The sequence below is a fragment of the Nocardia sp. NPDC005978 genome (assembly GCF_040614455.1).
GTDB lineage: Bacteria > Actinomycetota > Actinomycetes > Mycobacteriales > Mycobacteriaceae > Nocardia.
The window spans coordinates 101,941-118,606 of the sequence record NZ_JBEXUS010000012.1; the positions used below are offsets into that span (position 1 = coordinate 101,941).

Annotated in this window: 17 protein-coding genes; 9 read left to right on the forward strand and 8 right to left on the reverse strand. The window is 67.4% G+C overall.

The features are described from left to right. Nucleotides 1–17: 17 nt before the first annotated feature. Entirely contained in the window at nucleotides 18–467 is a 450-nt protein-coding gene (locus ABZ319_RS08190) for a hypothetical protein (RefSeq protein WP_354985630.1), read from the reverse strand. A 211-nt stretch (nucleotides 468–678) separates the two neighbouring features. Between ABZ319_RS08190 and ABZ319_RS08195 the strand changes: the two genes are divergently transcribed. After that, nucleotides 679–1,044 (forward strand): hypothetical protein, encoded by a 366-nt coding sequence (locus tag ABZ319_RS08195; RefSeq protein WP_354985631.1) that lies wholly within the window; start codon nucleotides 679–681, stop codon nucleotides 1,042–1,044. A gap of 257 nt (nucleotides 1,045–1,301) precedes the next feature. Here ABZ319_RS08195 and ABZ319_RS08200 read toward each other — a convergent pair whose 3' ends face one another. Both ABZ319_RS08200 and ABZ319_RS08205 read right to left on the reverse strand, forming a co-directional pair. Next, a complete protein-coding gene (locus ABZ319_RS08200) occupies nucleotides 1,302–1,640 on the reverse strand; it encodes a DUF1330 domain-containing protein (protein WP_354985632.1) in 339 nt (112 codons plus the stop codon). Nucleotides 1,641–1,890: 250 nt separating this feature from the next. After that, nucleotides 1,891–2,781, reverse strand: coding sequence for an RNA polymerase sigma-70 factor (locus tag ABZ319_RS08205; protein WP_354985633.1), 891 nt, complete (start codon nucleotides 2,779–2,781; stop codon nucleotides 1,891–1,893). Between the two features lie 173 nt (nucleotides 2,782–2,954). On the opposite strand from ABZ319_RS08205, the gene ABZ319_RS08210 reads away from it, so the two are divergent. After that, a complete protein-coding gene (locus ABZ319_RS08210) occupies nucleotides 2,955–3,422 on the forward strand; it encodes a carboxymuconolactone decarboxylase family protein (protein WP_354985634.1) in 468 nt (155 codons plus the stop codon). A gap of 407 nt (nucleotides 3,423–3,829) precedes the next feature. Here ABZ319_RS08210 and ABZ319_RS08215 read toward each other — a convergent pair whose 3' ends face one another. Beyond that, nucleotides 3,830–4,726 carry a LysR family transcriptional regulator gene (locus tag ABZ319_RS08215; protein WP_354985635.1) on the reverse strand — a complete coding sequence of 299 codons (897 nt, stop codon included), beginning with the start codon at nucleotides 4,724–4,726 and terminating at the stop codon, nucleotides 3,830–3,832. Between the two features lie 136 nt (nucleotides 4,727–4,862). Between ABZ319_RS08215 and ABZ319_RS08220 the strand changes: the two genes are divergently transcribed. The 5 genes from ABZ319_RS08220 to ABZ319_RS08240 all read left to right on the forward strand — a co-directional run bounded on the left by ABZ319_RS08220 (nucleotide 4,863) and on the right by ABZ319_RS08240 (nucleotide 9,424). Then, nucleotides 4,863–5,174, forward strand: a complete 312-nt coding sequence (locus tag ABZ319_RS08220; protein WP_354985636.1) for an EthD family reductase — start codon at nucleotides 4,863–4,865, stop codon at nucleotides 5,172–5,174. A gap of 83 nt (nucleotides 5,175–5,257) precedes the next feature. After that, nucleotides 5,258–5,752, forward strand: coding sequence for a hypothetical protein (locus ABZ319_RS08225; RefSeq protein ID WP_354985637.1), 495 nt, complete (start codon nucleotides 5,258–5,260; stop codon nucleotides 5,750–5,752). A gap of 229 nt (nucleotides 5,753–5,981) precedes the next feature. Then, entirely contained in the window at nucleotides 5,982–6,971 is a 990-nt protein-coding gene (locus ABZ319_RS08230) for a hypothetical protein (protein ID WP_354985638.1), read from the forward strand. Between the two features lie 117 nt (nucleotides 6,972–7,088). After that, a complete protein-coding gene (locus tag ABZ319_RS08235; RefSeq protein WP_354985639.1) occupies nucleotides 7,089–7,802 on the forward strand; it encodes a hypothetical protein in 714 nt (237 codons plus the stop codon). A gap of 1,079 nt (nucleotides 7,803–8,881) precedes the next feature. Further along, complete coding sequence (locus tag ABZ319_RS08240; RefSeq protein ID WP_354985640.1) at nucleotides 8,882–9,424, forward strand: hypothetical protein; 543 nt, start codon at nucleotides 8,882–8,884, stop codon at nucleotides 9,422–9,424. Nucleotides 9,425–9,575: 151 nt separating this feature from the next. Here the strand turns inward: ABZ319_RS08240 and ABZ319_RS08245 are convergent, their stop codons facing one another. Beyond that, nucleotides 9,576–10,811, reverse strand: coding sequence for a site-specific integrase (locus ABZ319_RS08245; RefSeq protein ID WP_354985641.1), 1,236 nt, complete (start codon nucleotides 10,809–10,811; stop codon nucleotides 9,576–9,578). A 119-nt stretch (nucleotides 10,812–10,930) separates the two neighbouring features. Here ABZ319_RS08245 and ABZ319_RS08250 point away from each other — a divergent pair, with 119 nt between their 5' ends. Continuing rightward, nucleotides 10,931–11,734 carry a class I SAM-dependent methyltransferase gene (locus ABZ319_RS08250; RefSeq protein WP_354985642.1) on the forward strand — a complete coding sequence of 268 codons (804 nt, stop codon included), beginning with the start codon at nucleotides 10,931–10,933 and terminating at the stop codon, nucleotides 11,732–11,734. Between the two features lie 6 nt (nucleotides 11,735–11,740). On the opposite strand, the gene ABZ319_RS08255 is transcribed toward ABZ319_RS08250, so the two are convergent. Beyond that, complete coding sequence (locus tag ABZ319_RS08255) at nucleotides 11,741–12,943, reverse strand: ABC transporter permease (RefSeq protein ID WP_354985643.1); 1,203 nt, start codon at nucleotides 12,941–12,943, stop codon at nucleotides 11,741–11,743. Further along, nucleotides 12,940–13,818 carry an ATP-binding cassette domain-containing protein gene (locus tag ABZ319_RS08260; protein ID WP_354985644.1) on the reverse strand — a complete coding sequence of 293 codons (879 nt, stop codon included), beginning with the start codon at nucleotides 13,816–13,818 and terminating at the stop codon, nucleotides 12,940–12,942. Before ABZ319_RS08260 ends, ABZ319_RS08255 begins: the two co-directional genes overlap by 4 nt. A gap of 355 nt (nucleotides 13,819–14,173) precedes the next feature. On the opposite strand from ABZ319_RS08260, the gene ABZ319_RS08265 reads away from it, so the two are divergent. After that, nucleotides 14,174–15,217 (forward strand): FAD-dependent monooxygenase, encoded by a 1,044-nt coding sequence (locus ABZ319_RS08265; protein ID WP_354985645.1) that lies wholly within the window; start codon nucleotides 14,174–14,176, stop codon nucleotides 15,215–15,217. A 154-nt stretch (nucleotides 15,218–15,371) separates the two neighbouring features. Here the strand turns inward: ABZ319_RS08265 and dinB are convergent, their stop codons facing one another. Next, nucleotides 15,372–16,580 (reverse strand): DNA polymerase IV, encoded by a 1,209-nt coding sequence (gene dinB / locus ABZ319_RS08270; protein WP_354985646.1) that lies wholly within the window; start codon nucleotides 16,578–16,580, stop codon nucleotides 15,372–15,374. Nucleotides 16,581–16,666 lie beyond the last annotated feature (86 nt).

The window sequence follows — 16,666 nt, forward strand, 5'->3', positions numbered from 1 at the left end:
TCGTTCCGATAAGCGCCCTATCCGGCGTGGTCGAAGGTGACTCGGGTTCGGATCGGGCGCGCGCCGCCGACGTAGGACGTTGCGGGCTGATCTTCAACCAGGGTCAGAAACTCTGTGGCTTGCTCGGGATGCGGGCACCATCGGCTGCCGTTTCCGAGGCTGTGGGATCCCGCTCCCGTCGGGAAGTAGAGCGTGAGTGAGAGTTGGCGGATAGTGTCGTCGTCGCCCGTACCGGCAATCACCTGCCGGGTGATGTCGTAGACGAACTCTTGCTGGTCGGTTCCGTAGGTGCCCCACTGGAACAGCAGCATGTCACCATCGGCGTCGAGATCGACATCGGTCACGCGGTGTCGCGTGTAGAAGCCGGCCATCGAACTGATCGCGGTGGAAGCGTCGATGTTGTCGAGGGCATAGCCGCGGTTGTCGAGGTATCGAACAAACGCATCTTCGAGGTCGGTGGCCCGCACCAGCCCTATTGTGCTGGATCAATTTCGAAGGCGATCGGGTGCACCCGTACGCGGTCCCGAGACCGCGGACCGCATCGGTCGCGGAAGACATGGGTTGCGACTGATGATCAACCCAATGGTGGTCGTCGAGACTCGAGCGTTGCCCAGTCACCCAGCCCAGCGTGGCCGATCTTGTGGTTCAACGGATTTCGGTTCGATATCGTGGCGGTTGATGATCTATGAAGAGCGTTTCGGGTTCACTGCGAAGTCGGTGCTATTGCTGGTGGGGACGGCGGTGTTGACGCTGAGCGCGGTCTTCGTGTCGGACCGGGGTGCCGTCTTCACGATTTCCTGTGTCGCATTGTTCGGTGGTGGCTTCGTTCTGATTCTGATCAATTCGCTGTCCCGCAAGGTGGCGATTCGAGTCGACGAGCGTGGCATCACACTTGGTGGGCCGCCGCTGAAGTACGAGGCACAGACGCACCGGGTCGAGTGGAATGACGTTGCGGTCGTGTCACTCTGGCGAGAACGAACGGGCATAGCGGGCGGCGTCAACATCGGAATTCTGCGGATCAGCGCCACGCCTCCGCAGACCTGACCTCAGGCAGCGATGTTGTCGGTGGCCTCCGCGCTCAGCGGTCCGCCTGACGATCGTCTTTTGCAGTGTTCCCAGTCGGTGGAGGGCTGGGATCTCGACGTCGGGGCGTTGAAGTCGGCGTTGCGAGCTTTTGCCCCGCATGTTCGGTTGTACGACCACCGCTGAGTTACTCGTCAGACGCGCTGCGCCGGAAGCGGATTCGATCTCCCGGCGCACCGAGTAGTTCCTGCGGTCAGGGCGGGGTCCCGGCGCGGACCTCAGGCTTCGGCGCGGAGTTTGGCGGCTCGCTCGCTCGGGTCGTAGCCGGGGCCGACGCCCTCGATCAGCAGCAGGTCGCCGTCGATGTGGTCTGTGCGCAGGTGGGCGATCTCGCGGTAGGCAGGGGAGTGATACCAGGCCCGGGCACGGTCGAGATCCGCGAACTCCAGCAGCACCATGCTGCCGGGCCAGTGGCCCTCCACCACCTCCGCGGGCGGGCCGTGAATGACGAAGCGACCCTCGAACGGGTCCAGGGTGGCCTGGATCCGCTCCAGATACTCGAGGATCTCCGGGTGTGGGCGGCGAGCGCGTAGATGCGCGAAACCATAGGCGGACAAGGGAACTCCTTCGAGGAAAGGGCTACGCACCGGGCGGGCGGGATCGTGTCACCGAACGACTCTTCGACGGTAGGACGCGATGCCGGGGCATCCAATTACCTCTCGGGTAATGCCGGGTCCAGAGGCCGGTAGGTTCGCGCCGACTGATCACCGAACACGGCTTCGCCCTCTTGGACCCGCACGCAGTCAGGCCGGCCTCCGCGAGTTCGGGTCTCCGTAGTGCTCGGCCCTCACGCGTCCGGTCGGATGACTAGCGGTGCAGGACCGTCTCCCGGGCCATGCGCGACAGCTTCTCCGGGTTACGTACGGAGTAGAGGCCGGTAATGAGCCCGTCGTCGACGTGGATGGCGATCACCGTGTCGATCTCACCGTCGAGCCGGAGGACCAGCGCGGGGAAGCCGTTGATGGAGACGGGCTCGGCAGACAGTTCGCGGCCGATCCGAGGGAGGGCAGCCGCCAGCAGCGCGGCGACCGCGTTCGAACCCATAATCGGTTGCAGTGCAGCCTGTTTGATTCCGCCGCCGTCCCCGAGGAAGACGACGTCCGGGGCGAGCCTGTCCAGCAGACCCTGAATGTCACCGGTGTCGATGGCGCGCTGGAATGCCGCCACCGCGTCCCGTGTGTCCGTCGGGGATACGCTGCCGCGCGGGCGGCGGGCGGCGACGTGTCCGCGTGCGCGGTGGGCGATTTGGCGGACCGCGGCGGAGGTCTTACCGACCGCCTCCGCGATTTCGTCGTAGTCGAGGTCGAAGACCTCGCGCAGGACGAAGACGGCTCGTTCGGTGGGGCCGAGGGTTTCCAGAACCAGGAGCATGGCCATCGACACGCTGTCGGCGAGCTCCACGTCCTCGGCCACATCCGGTGCGGTGAGCAGCGGTTCGGGTAGCCAGGGACCGACGTAGGACTCCTTCCGGCGGCCGAGGGCGCGCAGCCGCATGAGGGACTGGCGAGTGGTGATGCGGACCAGATACGCGCGCCGATCCTGCACGGTCGCCAGGTCGACGCCGATCCACTTGATCCAGGTCTCCTGCAGCACATCCTCGGCGTCGGCGGCCGAGGCGAGCATCTCGTAGGCGATGGTGAACAGCAGGTTCCGGTGGGTCACAAACGTTTCCGTGGCGGTGCTGCCGGGTCGGCTCATCGATACTTCCCGTCCGTTCGATCGTGTCTCTCGCGGACATGGGATGCCGGGGCCGCCCGCTTTGTGACAGCCCGGCGCAGTGGGGTGAGTCACAGCGACACCCTGTCACGGGGCTCGCGCCGTCGGCATCTCATGGTCGTCAAGCACAACAACACCACTCGAAAGACGATGTCATGGAACCCCGTTTCAACCTGTTCACCAACGACCTCGGCGCCAAGTTCGCGAAGCGGTTCGGAAATGCCAGCATGGTGCTCGTCCAGTCGGAGCTACCCCGGGCCACACAGGATCTGGTGATGCTGCGCGTGAGTCAGATCAACGGCTGCGCCTACTGCACCGACGTGCACAGCAAGGATCTCGCGCACGCCGGCGAACCCGCGGTGCGCGTCAATCTGCTCGCGACCTGGCGCGAAGCGACGGTCTACACCGACGCCGAGCGGGCCGCGCTCGCGCTGGCCGAGGAAGGTACCCGCATAGCCGACGCCCACCCCGGCGTCTCCGACGAGACCTGGACCCAGGTGCGCAAACACTACGACGACGACCAAACAGCGGCCCTGGTCGCCCTGGTCGCTCAGATCAATGCCGCGAACCGACTCGGCGTGATCGTCCGCCAGCAGGGTGGTTCCTACGAGCCCGCTGCCTGAGCAGGGATCTCCCAGCGCGGCGATCGAGACCGGGGATATCTCCCGGGCGCTCTCCGGAACCTCAGCGAAGTCGGCAGTTTTCGATCAGCGGCTGCAGTGATGTCGTCGTGCATCGGCGCGGCCTTCTCGCGTGCATATCCTGTCGGCGATCTACCGGTCGAGTACGGCCGCATCCGGGCTCGGCTCGGGCGGTTTGGTGTTGACCGCGGGGGCGCTCGCCGCCGGGAGCAGGCCGCACGGCCCGTCGTCCGTTACGACGCCTCCGCAACAGCTCCAGCCGAACCATTCACCGGCGCAGTGGCCGCCCTCCGGTCATTGACGGACCGGATAGGACACCGGATCTGCGCCGGTGCTCCATCCACATTGCGCTCGGCGGCTCGAGGTTCGTTCGCGGAATCCGCAGCACGTCAGTCTGGTAGCCAATGTGATTCGAGTGCAAGGGTTTTGGCAAGCGCTCGGACGCGACGATGCAGGGGCGACTGGTCGCGGGGGAGGACCAGGTAGATCGTCAGGGGCGGTGCGGCGCGGAGTGGTCGCCAGGTGAGTCCGGGCGGTTGGGTCGTGACAGCGGCTTCGCCGGACGGGGCGAGGGTGCGGCCGTCGCGCAGGCCGCTGTAAGACATGTCGAAAGTGACCGGGGGCGTGTGGAACCGGGGATGGGTGCCGCCGAACAGGGCGGACAGCTGGTCGTGGACCGTGGGGTTGGCGGCGCGGTCCGGGAGGCGTATCGGGTAGGTGGACGCGGCGAGGATCTCGATCTCCGGGTGTTCGGCCAGTGGATGATGCTGTGCCAGTTGGACTCCGACGCGCATCCGGCGCAGTGCGAATCGGCGTACTCCGCGACCGGGCTGCTCACCTCGGGTGATGCCCGCATCGATGCTGCCGTCGGCGATTGCGGGGGAGATCTCCGGCGTCGCCATGGGGACCGCGGTGACCTCGAGTCCAGGACTACTGCGGATGAGTGTGTCCACCAGAGCAGGTACGGTCTCTGCGCCTGTGCTGAGGCTGTATCCGATGCGCAGCATGCCCAGTTCGCCGGACCCCGCGCGCCTGGCGGTGTCCCACGCCCGGTCCAGCGCCGCCAGCGCGGGCGGGGCCGACTCGGCCAAGGCTACGCCGGCCGTGGTCAACACGACGCTGCGGGTGTTGCGAACCAGCAGGCTCGTACCGAGCTCGGACTCCAATCGGCGCATCCGAGCGCTGAGCGCGGGCTGTGCGATACCGATCCGAGCGGCAGCGCGGGTGAAATTCAATTCCTGCGCCAGCACCAGGAAGTACCGCAGGCTCACCGTGTCCGGAGCCACTCGCCCTCCCCGCCGATTGATAACGAATCGTTCTGAGTCTATCGCGCACCGACCTTTCCCTCGGCCGCACATCGAGCCATAACCTGCACAGATAGCGATGGAACCGATCGCGATACGCACTCACCGGGAGACAGTCATGCACAAGCTGGTAGTCCTCTACCCCGCGCCCGCCGACCCAGATCACTTTCGCGACTACTACGTGTCCGAACACCTTCCGCTGGTGGCAAAGTGGCCCGGCCTGCTCGCATACCGCTATAGCTTCGAGGTGGCGGCGACCACCGCGGAGTCGCCGTATTACGCGGTCTTCGAAGCGGACTTCGCCGACGCCGCCGCCCTGGCCGCGGCACGCGCCTCCGAGTACGGCCGACGGGCCGCGGCCGACGTCGTCAACTACGCCTCCGGTGGTGTGGTGGTCATCGACTACCCGGTGCAGGACGGCCTCGGCTGAGGTTGCCACAGCGCATGTCCCGCCGCTACTGTGCGCTCCGCGCGCAATCGCGCCGCACAGGGGCAATAGCATGGGGGACTACGTTGCACGACTCATTCACCGGTACGCACGCGGGTTCGCACGCACCGCAGCACTTCCCGGCGCCGACACCGGTCACCGCCGCCAACGGCGTGTACTGCCGATACTGCGGTGCGACCCCGGCGGTCCACGTCGACCTGCGCGGTCACCGCGCCTTCATCATCTTCATGCAGTTCCTGCGCTCACCCGGCCCGTTCTGCCGCGATTGCGGCCTGGCGACCTCGCGCCGGCTGACCGAGCAGAGCCTGATCCTGGGCTGGTGGGGGATCATGTCGCTGTTCATCAACCCGATCACGATGCTGATCAACGTCGCCGCACACAAACGGGTCGCCGAGCTGCCGCCCCCGATCCCCGGTAGCCCCCGCCGCCCGATGGATCCGGGCAAACCCCTGATGCGCCGCCCCCTCCCGATCCTCGCGACCGCGGTCGTCGGCATCCCGATCGTGTTGTTCGCGTTGCTGTTCGTGGTCTCGCTGCTCAGCGTCCTGCTCGGGCGGTAGTCCACCCGTGGTCGGCCTCGGCGGGTAGCCGACCACCCCGATCGGTGGCGAGACATATTCCGGACCAGCGGTATTCACTGATCGGCTGCCCATGACCGCACTCTCATACCGAGCTTCGTGCACTGGCTGCCTGACAAAGGCGGATCTTGCAGTCGGATGTGTCGGTGTGTTCACGTACCGTTCGGCCAGTTTGTTGGTAGTGGCCTTTGATGGTCGTCTATGACGTGGGGTGCGGGAATTGGATTCTGACGGCTGGGCAGCGCTGCTGCGATGGATGGAAGGCCATTTCGTTCCGGAGGGAAGTGGTGATGAGTGGTTGCGGTGTATGGCTGGCCAGCGCATTCAATTGACTGACCATGCTCGAGGACACCACGTAGAATTCTCTGTCCTCGGCCACCAGGTTGAGATATTCGTCGATGCGCCTCCAAGTTATGCCGACAGGCTTAAGCTCGATCTGTCCATCGAACGGTCGGATGGGGATTGGGAACCATACGCGCAGTTTTCACACGACGTGAGTGAGGATCCCTACGGCTATCTGGATCTCCCGCGGCAGTGGGAAACGAGCCTGTATCCCTCGTATACGCGCAGCGAGCGCCGGCAGGTGTTCGAGTCGGTCGTGGGCGTCATGCGAGATGGCCTCGAGATGAGTGTCGACGACCTACGTTCGAAGGTGTGGAGCCACGATGGGCCAGGTGACGCGGGCCGCTGGGATCTGCTCATGGTTGCTTCTCCGGACCGCCCGACGTTGCGTGGTGCTCCCGAACAGTGCACGGAATGGGGCGACTTCGCCAGCCGGCTGGAATGGGCGCTGACCACCATGCCACGCAACAGCGCGTTGATTCTCGCGGCCCCGACTCGTTCACGTGATGCCAGTTTCATCCAGTTCGCCTGTGACAAGGACGCTGCAACCGAGATAATCCTCCATGACATCGGTGATTTGGATGTCGAGGAGTGCGATCGACGTATGTCCAGTCTGGGCTGGTCGCGAGACGAAGCGCGCCTGCCTCAAATCGATGCACCGTTGTGGATCGATGAGGACGAGAACACTGAACTGCGTCCGACTCGCGAGGTACTCGCGTCCAGAACGGCAGCGACATTTCGGGATGTTTTGTCGGTGCCGGATCCACAGCAGTTGCGTTTCACCGCGTTCCGCCACGCATCCGACGATGACTGTGGATATCTCGATGCCGAGCTCGGGATTCCACGAGAGCAGCTGTAGCGTCCGACCGACCTCGGTGTAGGAGCATCCGCTACTGCCGCTTGGCGCGGTGAGCGAAACGGTGACGGGCGTGTCCGACCGCTGTGACGCCGGTGATCCCTCCGCGATGATGGGCGGATGGAGCTTCTGGGATATGTCATGGACGCCGGCGTGCGAGCGGAGTTGTACGACGCGACCGAACTCACTGCGAACCCGGCATTCTGGTCCTATCACCTGTGTGGCACGGTCAACGACGCCGACCGATTCTTCGGGGTATCCGACCACGAGTTCCTGCACATGCGGGATCGCCTGACCGATTCCGCGCGCTGGCCGGTGCTGCCGATACCGCTGGCGGGCGGGCACAAGATGTTCATCGTGTACGAGAACTACGAGCTGACGCCGGGTACCGACTACGAGTACGAAACCAGCTACCTCCTGCGGCTCGCTGATTCACCGGACCTGTTGGCGCTCAGTACAACTGACATGCACGGCTCCTACGCGGGCATACGCTGGCCGGAACTCGCCGCGGCGGCGGCGCCTGCCGGCACCGGTGGGATCCAGCGCACCGCGGCCCGACTGCTGAGTCTCCTCCCGATCCTCGGCGATGCGGCGCTACCGCTGCCGGAGGCTACCGAGGTGCTCGCGAAGGCGCTGCGCGCGGTAGGTGCGACCGACCCGGCACGCCAGGCGACAGCGCTGCTCACCGAGCGCGAATTCTGCGGCGACGAGTCCTGGTCCGTCGACGCCGCCGGAGTCTGGACCTGCGACGAGCAATCCAGCCGACGCCACCCTGCCGATCGCGCCCCAGGAGAGCTGGCCGCGATCAGCCACGCACTCCAGTCGGCGATGTAGCCGTCGGCGGGCCGACTGGCTCCTTGCGACGGCTGCCCCGTGCCCCGGGGCGAACAACCGCATCTGCCGCTGGTCGTGCGGATCACCAAGCTGCGCCATAGTTCTGCCGGATGCTATGAGCTCTGTGGCGGGCTGTTGGGCGGTAATGGTCAGGCACAGTCCAACGATCATGCGGACGAACGCATCCATCAAGGGAGATCAATGGCTGTCGGAGCTGCCACGCTGAGGGAGTATCTCGTTACACTGCGCTGGCAGGTTGCCCGCATGATTGCCGCGGTCACGTTGATCCTCGCCGCGCTCATGGTCTTCGTGCTGAGGTCGGGCCCGCCCGTAGGTGAAGTGCCAGCGGCACCTCTGCCTCCGATCACCGCTCCGTTGGTGCCGGCACCTCACGAGCCGACCTCCCCACCGCTTCGCGATTGACCGAGCACCTCGCATTCGTTGGTTGCACTGACCGAACCCGCTGGCTCCGCCGATTCGATGAGGCACGAGCCGAGGCGATGCGGCAGAACACACTAAATTGCCGAGTTGCGGGCGACCCCTACTTATCGTGCACTGTCGGCCCTTAAGTGGCGGTTTCCGCCAGATCTCCGGCGATAGTGCACGATAATTCGCCGCTGAGAGCGGCGCCGCCCTTCAATTCCGCACACCATCAGAAGCACTCGATTAGGTGTTGCGATCACCACCTGAGCCCGCACCGCTGATCGCGCTGTCTGAACCGGTCAGCGTGGAGTGGTCGAAGGCTGAGTCGGGTCAACCTTCGAATGGGTCAGTCCGTGGCCGGTGCAGGGTCGGACCGATCGGAGTGGTTGGTACCAACAGGGAGGTAGCGACAGGTAGCGAGACGGCCGGCACATCCTGCCTCGCAGCGGGATTCGACTAGAGCGGGAGGACTATCGTCGCTGCCAGAACCAGCACCACTTCCCACATCGTATCGGCGAGCGTCGCGGACTCCTCCGCACCTACCGAATGGATGGTTCCGTGTCGGAGGCTCGCGATACTGTGCGAGCGGCTGGCGCTGTGCCAGTCGACTGAACGCAAAACCGGAACCGGGGGAACGGCAAGTGGGATACGGGATTATGGCCTATGCGGTAGAGATCGAGGTTCTACGTGCGCCGTCCACGTTCGCGGCCGAACCGCAGGAGTTCTTCGACTGGATGGTTCAGGTCCATCGATCCAGCCTCGAGTCCGAGGACCGTCGTACCGCCCTGGAGGAGCTGTTCTTCTCGCGACCGGCTACTGGCAGCGAAGGATTCGAGTACGGCTATGCGCTGAAAATCCTGTGCGAGCGGTTCGGCGGCAGTTTGAACAACGGGCACTGGTACCCGGTCGGATCGCGAGGACTCGACATGATCGGAGAGGCCCTCGCAGGGCTGGGTGTGCAGTTCGATCCCAACGACCTGGCGTACTCCGGATCCCCTGTCCAACTGCCACAGATCGACGACTTCCCGGCAATCGGGCACCTCACCCGCGCGGAGATGGTGCCGCTCGCAAAGGCACTCGAAGACGTCGATCTGTCGACTGTCGAGGACCGCGGCGTCGCCCGAGCCATTGCGGAACTGCGCGAGTGGTGCCTGTTCTGCACGGAGAACGGTTTGGATCTGGTCAGCTTCTATCACTGACCTACGCGGGCAAATTCGCAGGTGTTGCGCGTACCGGTCCCAGTTACACCGGTACGCGCAACGATGATCGTCGTAGCCCGCCACTGGCGTTCGCAGTCACGTAATGACTGTTCAAGGGGTGGTCTGTATTCGACTACCAGTACTCGACCCCTCACAACCCCAATTTGGTAACCGCGTTGTCCTCCAACGGATTCGCCGTCCGGATGTACCCGTGCACCGTGCGCGGGTTGGACCAGCGACCCTGGCGCATGATCTCGCGGTCGCTCGCGCCGCCCAGGGCGGCCTGGGTCGCGAAGCCCGCGCGCAGGGAGTGGCCGGAGAACAGGGCGGGGTCCAGGCCCGCGCGGGCCGCGTAGCGTTTCACCAGTTCCGCCACCGCGCGGCCGGACATCGCGGTGGGGGCGAGGCCGCCGTGGCGGGTGATCGTGGGGAACAGGGGGAGGGACGGATCGGTCAGGGTGGTGCCGGTGAAGCCGTGGCAGCGGTGGATGTGGGCGGGGGCGGGCTCGGTGGACGCGAGCCAGGCCGCGAGGGTTTCGGGGTTGGCCGAATGTGCCTCGCGCAGGCGAATCCAGTCGGCGAAGGCACAGACGGGGCAGGTGTGCGGATGTTTGCCGCGGGGCAGCACCACACGCTGTTCGTGAATGCCGGTGGGATCTGTTTTGGTGGTGGGCAACTGGATGAGGAGCAGCGGTTCGCCGCTCGTGTGGTCGGTGACCACCCGGACATCCGCGATGCGCAGGCCCGCCAGCTCGCTGCGGCGCAGCGCGCCCGCGAAACCGGCGAGCAGCAGCAGGGTGTCACGGCGGCGGGCCGGTTCGGTCGGCCACCCGGGCGCGGGGAGCTCGCCCAGCAGCTGATCGAGCGTGTGCAGCAGGACCGGCCGTTTGCGCTTGGGCTGGGTGCGGCGGGTTCGGCGAATTCCGCGCAGGGTCAGGCGCACCACGTCGGCGCGAGTGGGGGACGGCAGCCCGTTCGCCGCGTGCACCGCGGCCAAAGCAGCGGCCTTGCGTTCGAGAGTGGCCGCGCTGAAAGCCCATTCACCGTTCTCGCGACGGGCGTCGGCGGCAGCGGCCAGATAGACCGCCACGTCCAGGGGGTCCGCGGGCAGCGCCTGCCGGCCCTCGGTCACGCACCAGCCGGCCCACGCGATCCAATCCGTGCGATAGGCCCGCACGGTGTTGGCCGACTGCGAAGCCTCCAGGTAGCGCCGCAGCGCCCCGGCCTGCTCGGCGTCGAACCGCTCGCGCACCAACCGCAGTGCGGCGGAATCGACCAGGACACTGCGCACCCCGCGCCGCAGCTCGGTACGCACCGCGTCCGGCACCGCGATCACCGGATCGGCCTCGAACGGCACGACGGCCTGCGACTCCCTCTCACCGGTCATGGCCCCGACCCTACGGCACCGGCGCGGGCGAACTCGCGCACTGCCGCATCGGATTCCGGGTGATCTCACCCGTTCCGATGAGAGGATGGGAGGCTCGATTCTCGAGAAGGACACCCGTCATGACCGGTCCCACACTCTCGTCCGAATACGGTTCGCCCGCCGCCCTGCGCGTGCGCATGGCCACGCACGACAACTACAGCGAACGGCGCGCGGATCCCACCGCCGCGGTGCTGAAAGCGCTGCGCCTCAACGGAGAAGAGACGCTCGCCGACATCGGCTGCGGCGACGGCCGCTTCCTGGCCCACCTGCTCGAGCGCGGACATCGCGGCCGCATCGTCGGACTCGACACCTCACCCGGCATGGTCGCGACGGTGAGCCGGATTCCCGGGGCCGCGGCGATCGTCGGCGACGCCGAGCAATTGCCCTTCGCCACAGCGGAATTCGACCGCACCACCGCCCGCCACATGCTCTACCACGTCCCCGACCCGCTGCGCGCGCTGCACGAATTCCGGCGCATCACCAAACCCGGCGGCACGGTGGTCGTGGCGATCAACCTCACCGAAAGCTACGCCCGCACCCAGGCGGTCATCCTCGAACGCGCCCGCGCCTACGGCCTCGCCCCCATCGGCGAACTGGCCTTCACCGTGGGCCCCCGCACCCTGCCCGGACTGCTGCGACAGGTCTTCCCCTACAGCCGCATCGAGCGCTTCGACGACGCGCTCGTCTTCGACACCCCGGCCCCGCTCATCGACTTCGCCGAGGCGATGTTCTCCTTCTGCGGCATCGCCGCGGACAGCCCGCACCGCGCCGCCATCCTGGAGCAGATCACCGAGGACTTCGAAGCCTGGTTCGCCGCCAATCCCGGGCAGCGGTGGCGCGATCCCAAGGGATTCCTGATCGCCACCGCCCCCGTCCCCGGCTGATCCGGATCAGTCCTGCACCCGCAGCGCCTGCCGAATGGTCAACCGCCCCTGCGTCTGCATGAGCGACCGGCGATACACCTTCTCCGCGGTCACCACGATCCCGTAGGTCGCGATCACCATGATCGCCAGCGCGACAATGGGTTCCCACCAGGCCGCGGACCCCTCGGCCAGGCGCGCGGGCATGGCCACGATCGAGATGATCGGCACGTACGACGCGATCACGCGCCCGGTCCCGGTGATCAGCAACCCGCCCAGCAGCACGATGATGATCAGCATCGACAGCGGCGTGGAGGTGGCTTGCAGATCCTCGCTGCGCGTGGCCAGCGCCCCCGCGACCGCCCACATGCTCGCCAGCGCCAGGAACCCGACCACGAAGAACACCAGGAACCAGCCCGCCGCCCCGCCGATCTGACCGACCTGCCCGCCTTTGCCGGTGGCCGCCAGCCCGATCAACCCGGCCGCGGCGAACATGACCAGCTGCCCCAGCGCCATCACGGTGTTGCCGACCACCTTGCCGATCAGCAACTGCCGCAGCGGAATCGCACTGGCCAGAATCTCCACGATCCGGTTCTGTTTCTCCTCGACCACGCTCTGCGCGATCGCCAGGCCGAACATGATCGAGGCCAGGTAGAACACGAACGCGAACACCAGCGTGACGATCTTCGCGAGACCGGGATCGATCGCGCCCGGTTCGAGCACGTCGTAGTCCACCGCCCCGCCGCGCGAGAGCTGCTCGACCGAGGTCCCCGCGGCGGCCGCGTTGCGCTGCACCGCGAGCTGCCCGGCGGCCGCGGTGAGATAGGTGCCCGCGTTCTCGTTCTCGGCCGCCTTGCCGTACAGCTTCCAGCCGTTCGTGTCCGGGGCCAGCCCGACATCGGCGGACTCGTCGCGCACCTGCGCGGTCACCGCGGCGAGGTCGGGCACGGTGTGCGCGACGAACGACACCTTCTCGTCCGCGGCGTCGGCGAGCTGATTCGCCAGCGTGACGATCTGCGTCGCGTCCGCACCGGTCACGGCCACGTCGAGTGTTTCGGTGCGATTGCTCGCGAACCCGCTGACCACCAGCGACCCGACGATGAGCAGCGTGGTGACGATGGTGGAGATCAGGAAATTGCGGTCGTGCAGCTTCGCCGAGATCTCGCGCGCGGCGACTATGCGCCAGATACCCGACGGCGCGGCGCTGTCCCGTTTCGAGTCTTCGATACTCATGCGGTCACCTCGCGATAGATTTCCGACACCGACGGCCGCACCTCGGCCAACTCCCGCACCGAGCCGCGACCCAGCGCCGCGGTGAGCAGCGCGTCGGTACTCGCCCCGGTCAGCTCGAACAGCACGCTCGAACCGGTCTGCTCGATCACCCGGATCCCCTCGAACGCGCGGACCCAGTCCGTATCCGCGTCCAGGACGAGTCGATAGCGCAGCGGACCCGCGCCCCGCAGCTGCGCCGCCGAGCCCTGCGCCACCACCCGTCCGCCCGCGAGAATCACCAGCTGATCGCACAGTCGCTCGACTAGATCGAGCTGATGCGAGGAGAACAGCACCGGAACGCCCTGCCCGGCATACTCACCCAGCAGCGCGGCCATGGAATCGATGGCGACCGGATCCAGTCCCGAGAACGGCTCGTCCAGAATCAGCGCGACGGGCCGGGTGATCACCGCCGCCGCGATCTGCACGCGCTGCTGATTGCCCAGCGACAGCGATTCCAGCTTGTCCTTGGCCCGATCCCCGAGTTCGAAGCGTTCGAGCAGCTCCTGCGCGCGCCGGGTCGCCTCCGCTGCGCTCACCCCACGCAGCCGCGCGAGGTACACCAGCTGGTCTCGCACCGGCTGTTTGGGATAGAGCCCGCGCTCCTCGGGCATGTACCCGAACGACCGCCGGTCCGCGACCGTCACCGGCCGCCCCGCCCAGCGCACCTCCCCGCCGTGGGTCGCCAAGACGCCCATGATCATTCGCATGGTGGTGGTCTTGCCGGCTCCGTTGCCACCGACGAACCCGGTCAGCGCGCCCGGCGGCACCGTGAACGACACGTCGTCCACCGCCACCGCGTCCCCGAAACGCCGCACCAGATGCGCGACTTCCAACATTGGCTCTCCCCACGTCATTGTCAGCGGTACCTGCGGCCACTCTTCCAGGCCGATCTCGGTCGCGCCCCGCATCGGGATGCGCCGCGCGCGTTCCGGACTCGCTGCGCGACCGCGAATCATCCAGCGCACGGCCCGAATTCGCCGAGAAGCCGCCCGGCACGCGATGCGACTGTGCATACACTGCAACCCGTGGGGGCTTATCCGCGCGGAACGGCGGGGGAGTCCGGAGGGTCGTGCCGGTCGAGGCTCGGATGCGACTGACCGATTTGTTCTGGGAAGTGCCGCGACGGAAGGGGTTCCATCCGCGAGATCGGGCGGGACCGAATTCTCATCGACGAGCAAGGAGGGTTGCCGCATGGTGACGGTTATCGGCGGCGGAATCGCCGGAGCGGCGCTGGCCGGGGCATTGGCATTGCGTGGGGAACGGGTGCGGCTGTTCGAGCAGCAGGCTCGCAACAGCGGGGGCGGAGCGTTCCTGTTCATCGATGACCGTGGGCACCGGGCACTCTCGGAACTGGGCGTGCCGGGCGATCTGGTGCGCGCGGGGTCCTATCCGGTGGCAGGCGGGCTCGTCTACGCCAACAGTTTGGGCCGGCGCGGGGCGATCAACGGCCGGGGACACCGCTTCTGGATGCGGGATTCGCTGGTGCAGATCCTGCGCGAGTTCATCGCCGAGGCCGGGGTGGATACCGTCTACGGTGCCCCGATCACCGATGTCACTGTGACAGAGCGCGGTTGCGTGCTCCGCCGCGGCGACGACACGACCGTGCTCGAGGACGAACTCATCGTCGGGGCGGACGGCATCGACTCGGTCGTGCGGGCCGGCCTCGAACCCGAGCGCGGCACCGAATACGCCGGTGATGTCGTGCTGTACGGCATGACCAGCCGCCCGGTCACCCTGAAGACCGACCCCGCGACCCTGCACTTCTTCGCCGAGATCGAGAACGGCAGGCCCGCGAGCACCCTCGGGCACATTTGGCGCCCGGGCGATCCGGCGGCGCTGTGGTTCCTGCGTGTTCCGCGCGAGGCGCTGCCCGGCAGTGACGACCTGGGCCGGCGCCCGATCGAGGAATGGGCCGAGACCATCACCACGGCAACACCTTCCAATCAGGCTCTGATCAGCGCGTTCCTGGAAACCACGGAGTCGGTGCACGTCAGCAACGCGCGCAATGTGCCGCTGACCGGCGCGGCCACCCCCGCCGACCCGGTGGTTCTGATCGGCGACGCCGACCACGCGATCACGCCCGCCGCCGGAGTCGGCGCTCGCGACGCCCTCGAAGACGCGCATGCGGTGTACGAAGCCCACCTGTCCGGCGCGTCACCGGCGGCCGCCATGCTCGAACGCCGCCGCCGCATCCTCGAAGACCGCGAACTGGCCCTGCGCACCCGCGCCCGCTAGCCCGACCCCGAGCACCTCGCCGGCCCGCCCGCCGAGCCGAGGTTGCCGCCGAAGGTGCGAGCTGTGCGGACCGGTGGCCCGGACGAGGACGCCACGCCGTCTCCGGTCTCCGCGCACGATCGCGTGCTTCGACCCGCCGCCGGGCGCTTCGGGCTCAGTCGGGCAGGATCGGGACCGAAACGCCCTCACCGCGGCCGAGCAGCGCCGCGCGGGTGACGGTGCCCGCGCCGAACCGATCGCGCAGCGCGTCCAGGGTCGAGTCGAGGGTTGATTCGGCGCGGGGCTCCAGCGGCAGGGTGAGCTGCACGGTGGCGGCGTGTTCGAGGTTGGTCAGGGATAGCCCGACCAGGGTCAGGCCGCGCTCTCGGATCATGGGCAACGCCGCGGCGAGCAGGGCGCGGGCGGCGCCGGCGATGGCCTCGCCGCTGTCGGTGGCCTCGGCGAGGGTGTGCGAGCGGGTCGCGCGGGCGAAATCGTCGAAGCGCAAGCGCAGCACGACCGTTCGGCACACCCGGTCGCCGGCGCGGAGCCGGTGCCCGAGTCGATCGGCCAGGCCGTACAGGTAGGCCTCGATCTCGGCATCGGTGCGGACCCGGCGGCCCAGGGCACGCTGTGCGCCGATCGATCGGCGGCGTTTGCCGGTCTCGACCCGGCGTGGATCGCGGGCCCAGGCCAGCGCGTGCAGATGCCGTCCGGCGCCGGGGCCCAGGGCGGCGCTGAGCGGTCCTTCACCCAGTTCCGCGAGCTGACCGACCCGGGTGATGCCCCGCTCCCGCAGCTCGCGGGCGGTCACCGCCCCGACGCCCCACAGTCGTTCCACCGGCAGCGGATGCAGGAACTCCAGCTCCCGGTCCGGCGGAACCTCCAGCAGCCCATACGGTTTGGACACCGCGCTGGCGACTTTGGCCAGGAACTTGGTGCGCGCCACCCCGATCGAGATCGGCAGTCCGACCTCGTCCCGCACCCGCACGCGCAGCCGCCGCGCGATCTCCACTGGCGTGCCCGCGATGCGCCACAGCCCGCTCACATCCAGGAACGCCTCGTCGATGGAGATGCCCTCCACCTCGGGCGTGGTGTCCCGGAAGATCGCGAACACCGCCTTGCTCGCCGCCGAATACGCCGACATGCGCGGCGGCACGACGATGGCGTGCGGACACAGCCGCAGGGCCTGGCGGGCGTTCATGGGCGTGCGCACCCCGAACGCCTTGGCTTCGTAGCTGGCCGCCAGCACCACCCCCGAGCCCACGATCACCGGCCTGCCGCGCAGGCGCGGATCGTCGCGCTGCTCCACCGAGGCGTAGAAGGAGTCCAGGTCGGCGTGCAGAATCGCCGCCCGCGCGGGGCGGTCGTTCGCACTGCTCACGGGACCGGACACGAACATATGTTCGCATACGCGGGTTGCGGGGTGGTCGCTGAGCGTGCCGCCGACCGTCCCCGGACTCCGCTGCG

Excerpts from the sequence above, each read along its gene's own strand:
- ABZ319_RS08195 (WP_354985631.1), top strand. The coding sequence starts at position 679 with ATGATCTATGAAGAGCGTTTCGGGTTCACTGCGAAGTCGGTGCTATTG.
- ABZ319_RS08205 (WP_354985633.1), bottom strand. The coding sequence starts at position 2,781 with ATGAGCCGACCCGGCAGCACCGCCACGGAAACGTTTGTGACCCACCGG.
- ABZ319_RS08210 (WP_354985634.1), top strand. The coding sequence starts at position 2,955 with ATGGAACCCCGTTTCAACCTGTTCACCAACGACCTCGGCGCCAAGTTC.
- ABZ319_RS08220 (WP_354985636.1), top strand. The coding sequence starts at position 4,863 with ATGCACAAGCTGGTAGTCCTCTACCCCGCGCCCGCCGACCCAGATCAC.
- ABZ319_RS08235 (WP_354985639.1), top strand. The coding sequence starts at position 7,089 with ATGGAGCTTCTGGGATATGTCATGGACGCCGGCGTGCGAGCGGAGTTG.
- ABZ319_RS08240 (WP_354985640.1), top strand. The coding sequence starts at position 8,882 with ATGGCCTATGCGGTAGAGATCGAGGTTCTACGTGCGCCGTCCACGTTC.
- ABZ319_RS08245 (WP_354985641.1), bottom strand. The coding sequence starts at position 10,811 with ATGACCGGTGAGAGGGAGTCGCAGGCCGTCGTGCCGTTCGAGGCCGAT.
- ABZ319_RS08250 (WP_354985642.1), top strand. The coding sequence starts at position 10,931 with ATGACCGGTCCCACACTCTCGTCCGAATACGGTTCGCCCGCCGCCCTG.
- ABZ319_RS08255 (WP_354985643.1), bottom strand. The coding sequence starts at position 12,943 with ATGAGTATCGAAGACTCGAAACGGGACAGCGCCGCGCCGTCGGGTATC.
- ABZ319_RS08260 (WP_354985644.1), bottom strand. The coding sequence starts at position 13,818 with ATGTTGGAAGTCGCGCATCTGGTGCGGCGTTTCGGGGACGCGGTGGCG.
- ABZ319_RS08265 (WP_354985645.1), top strand. The coding sequence starts at position 14,174 with ATGGTGACGGTTATCGGCGGCGGAATCGCCGGAGCGGCGCTGGCCGGG.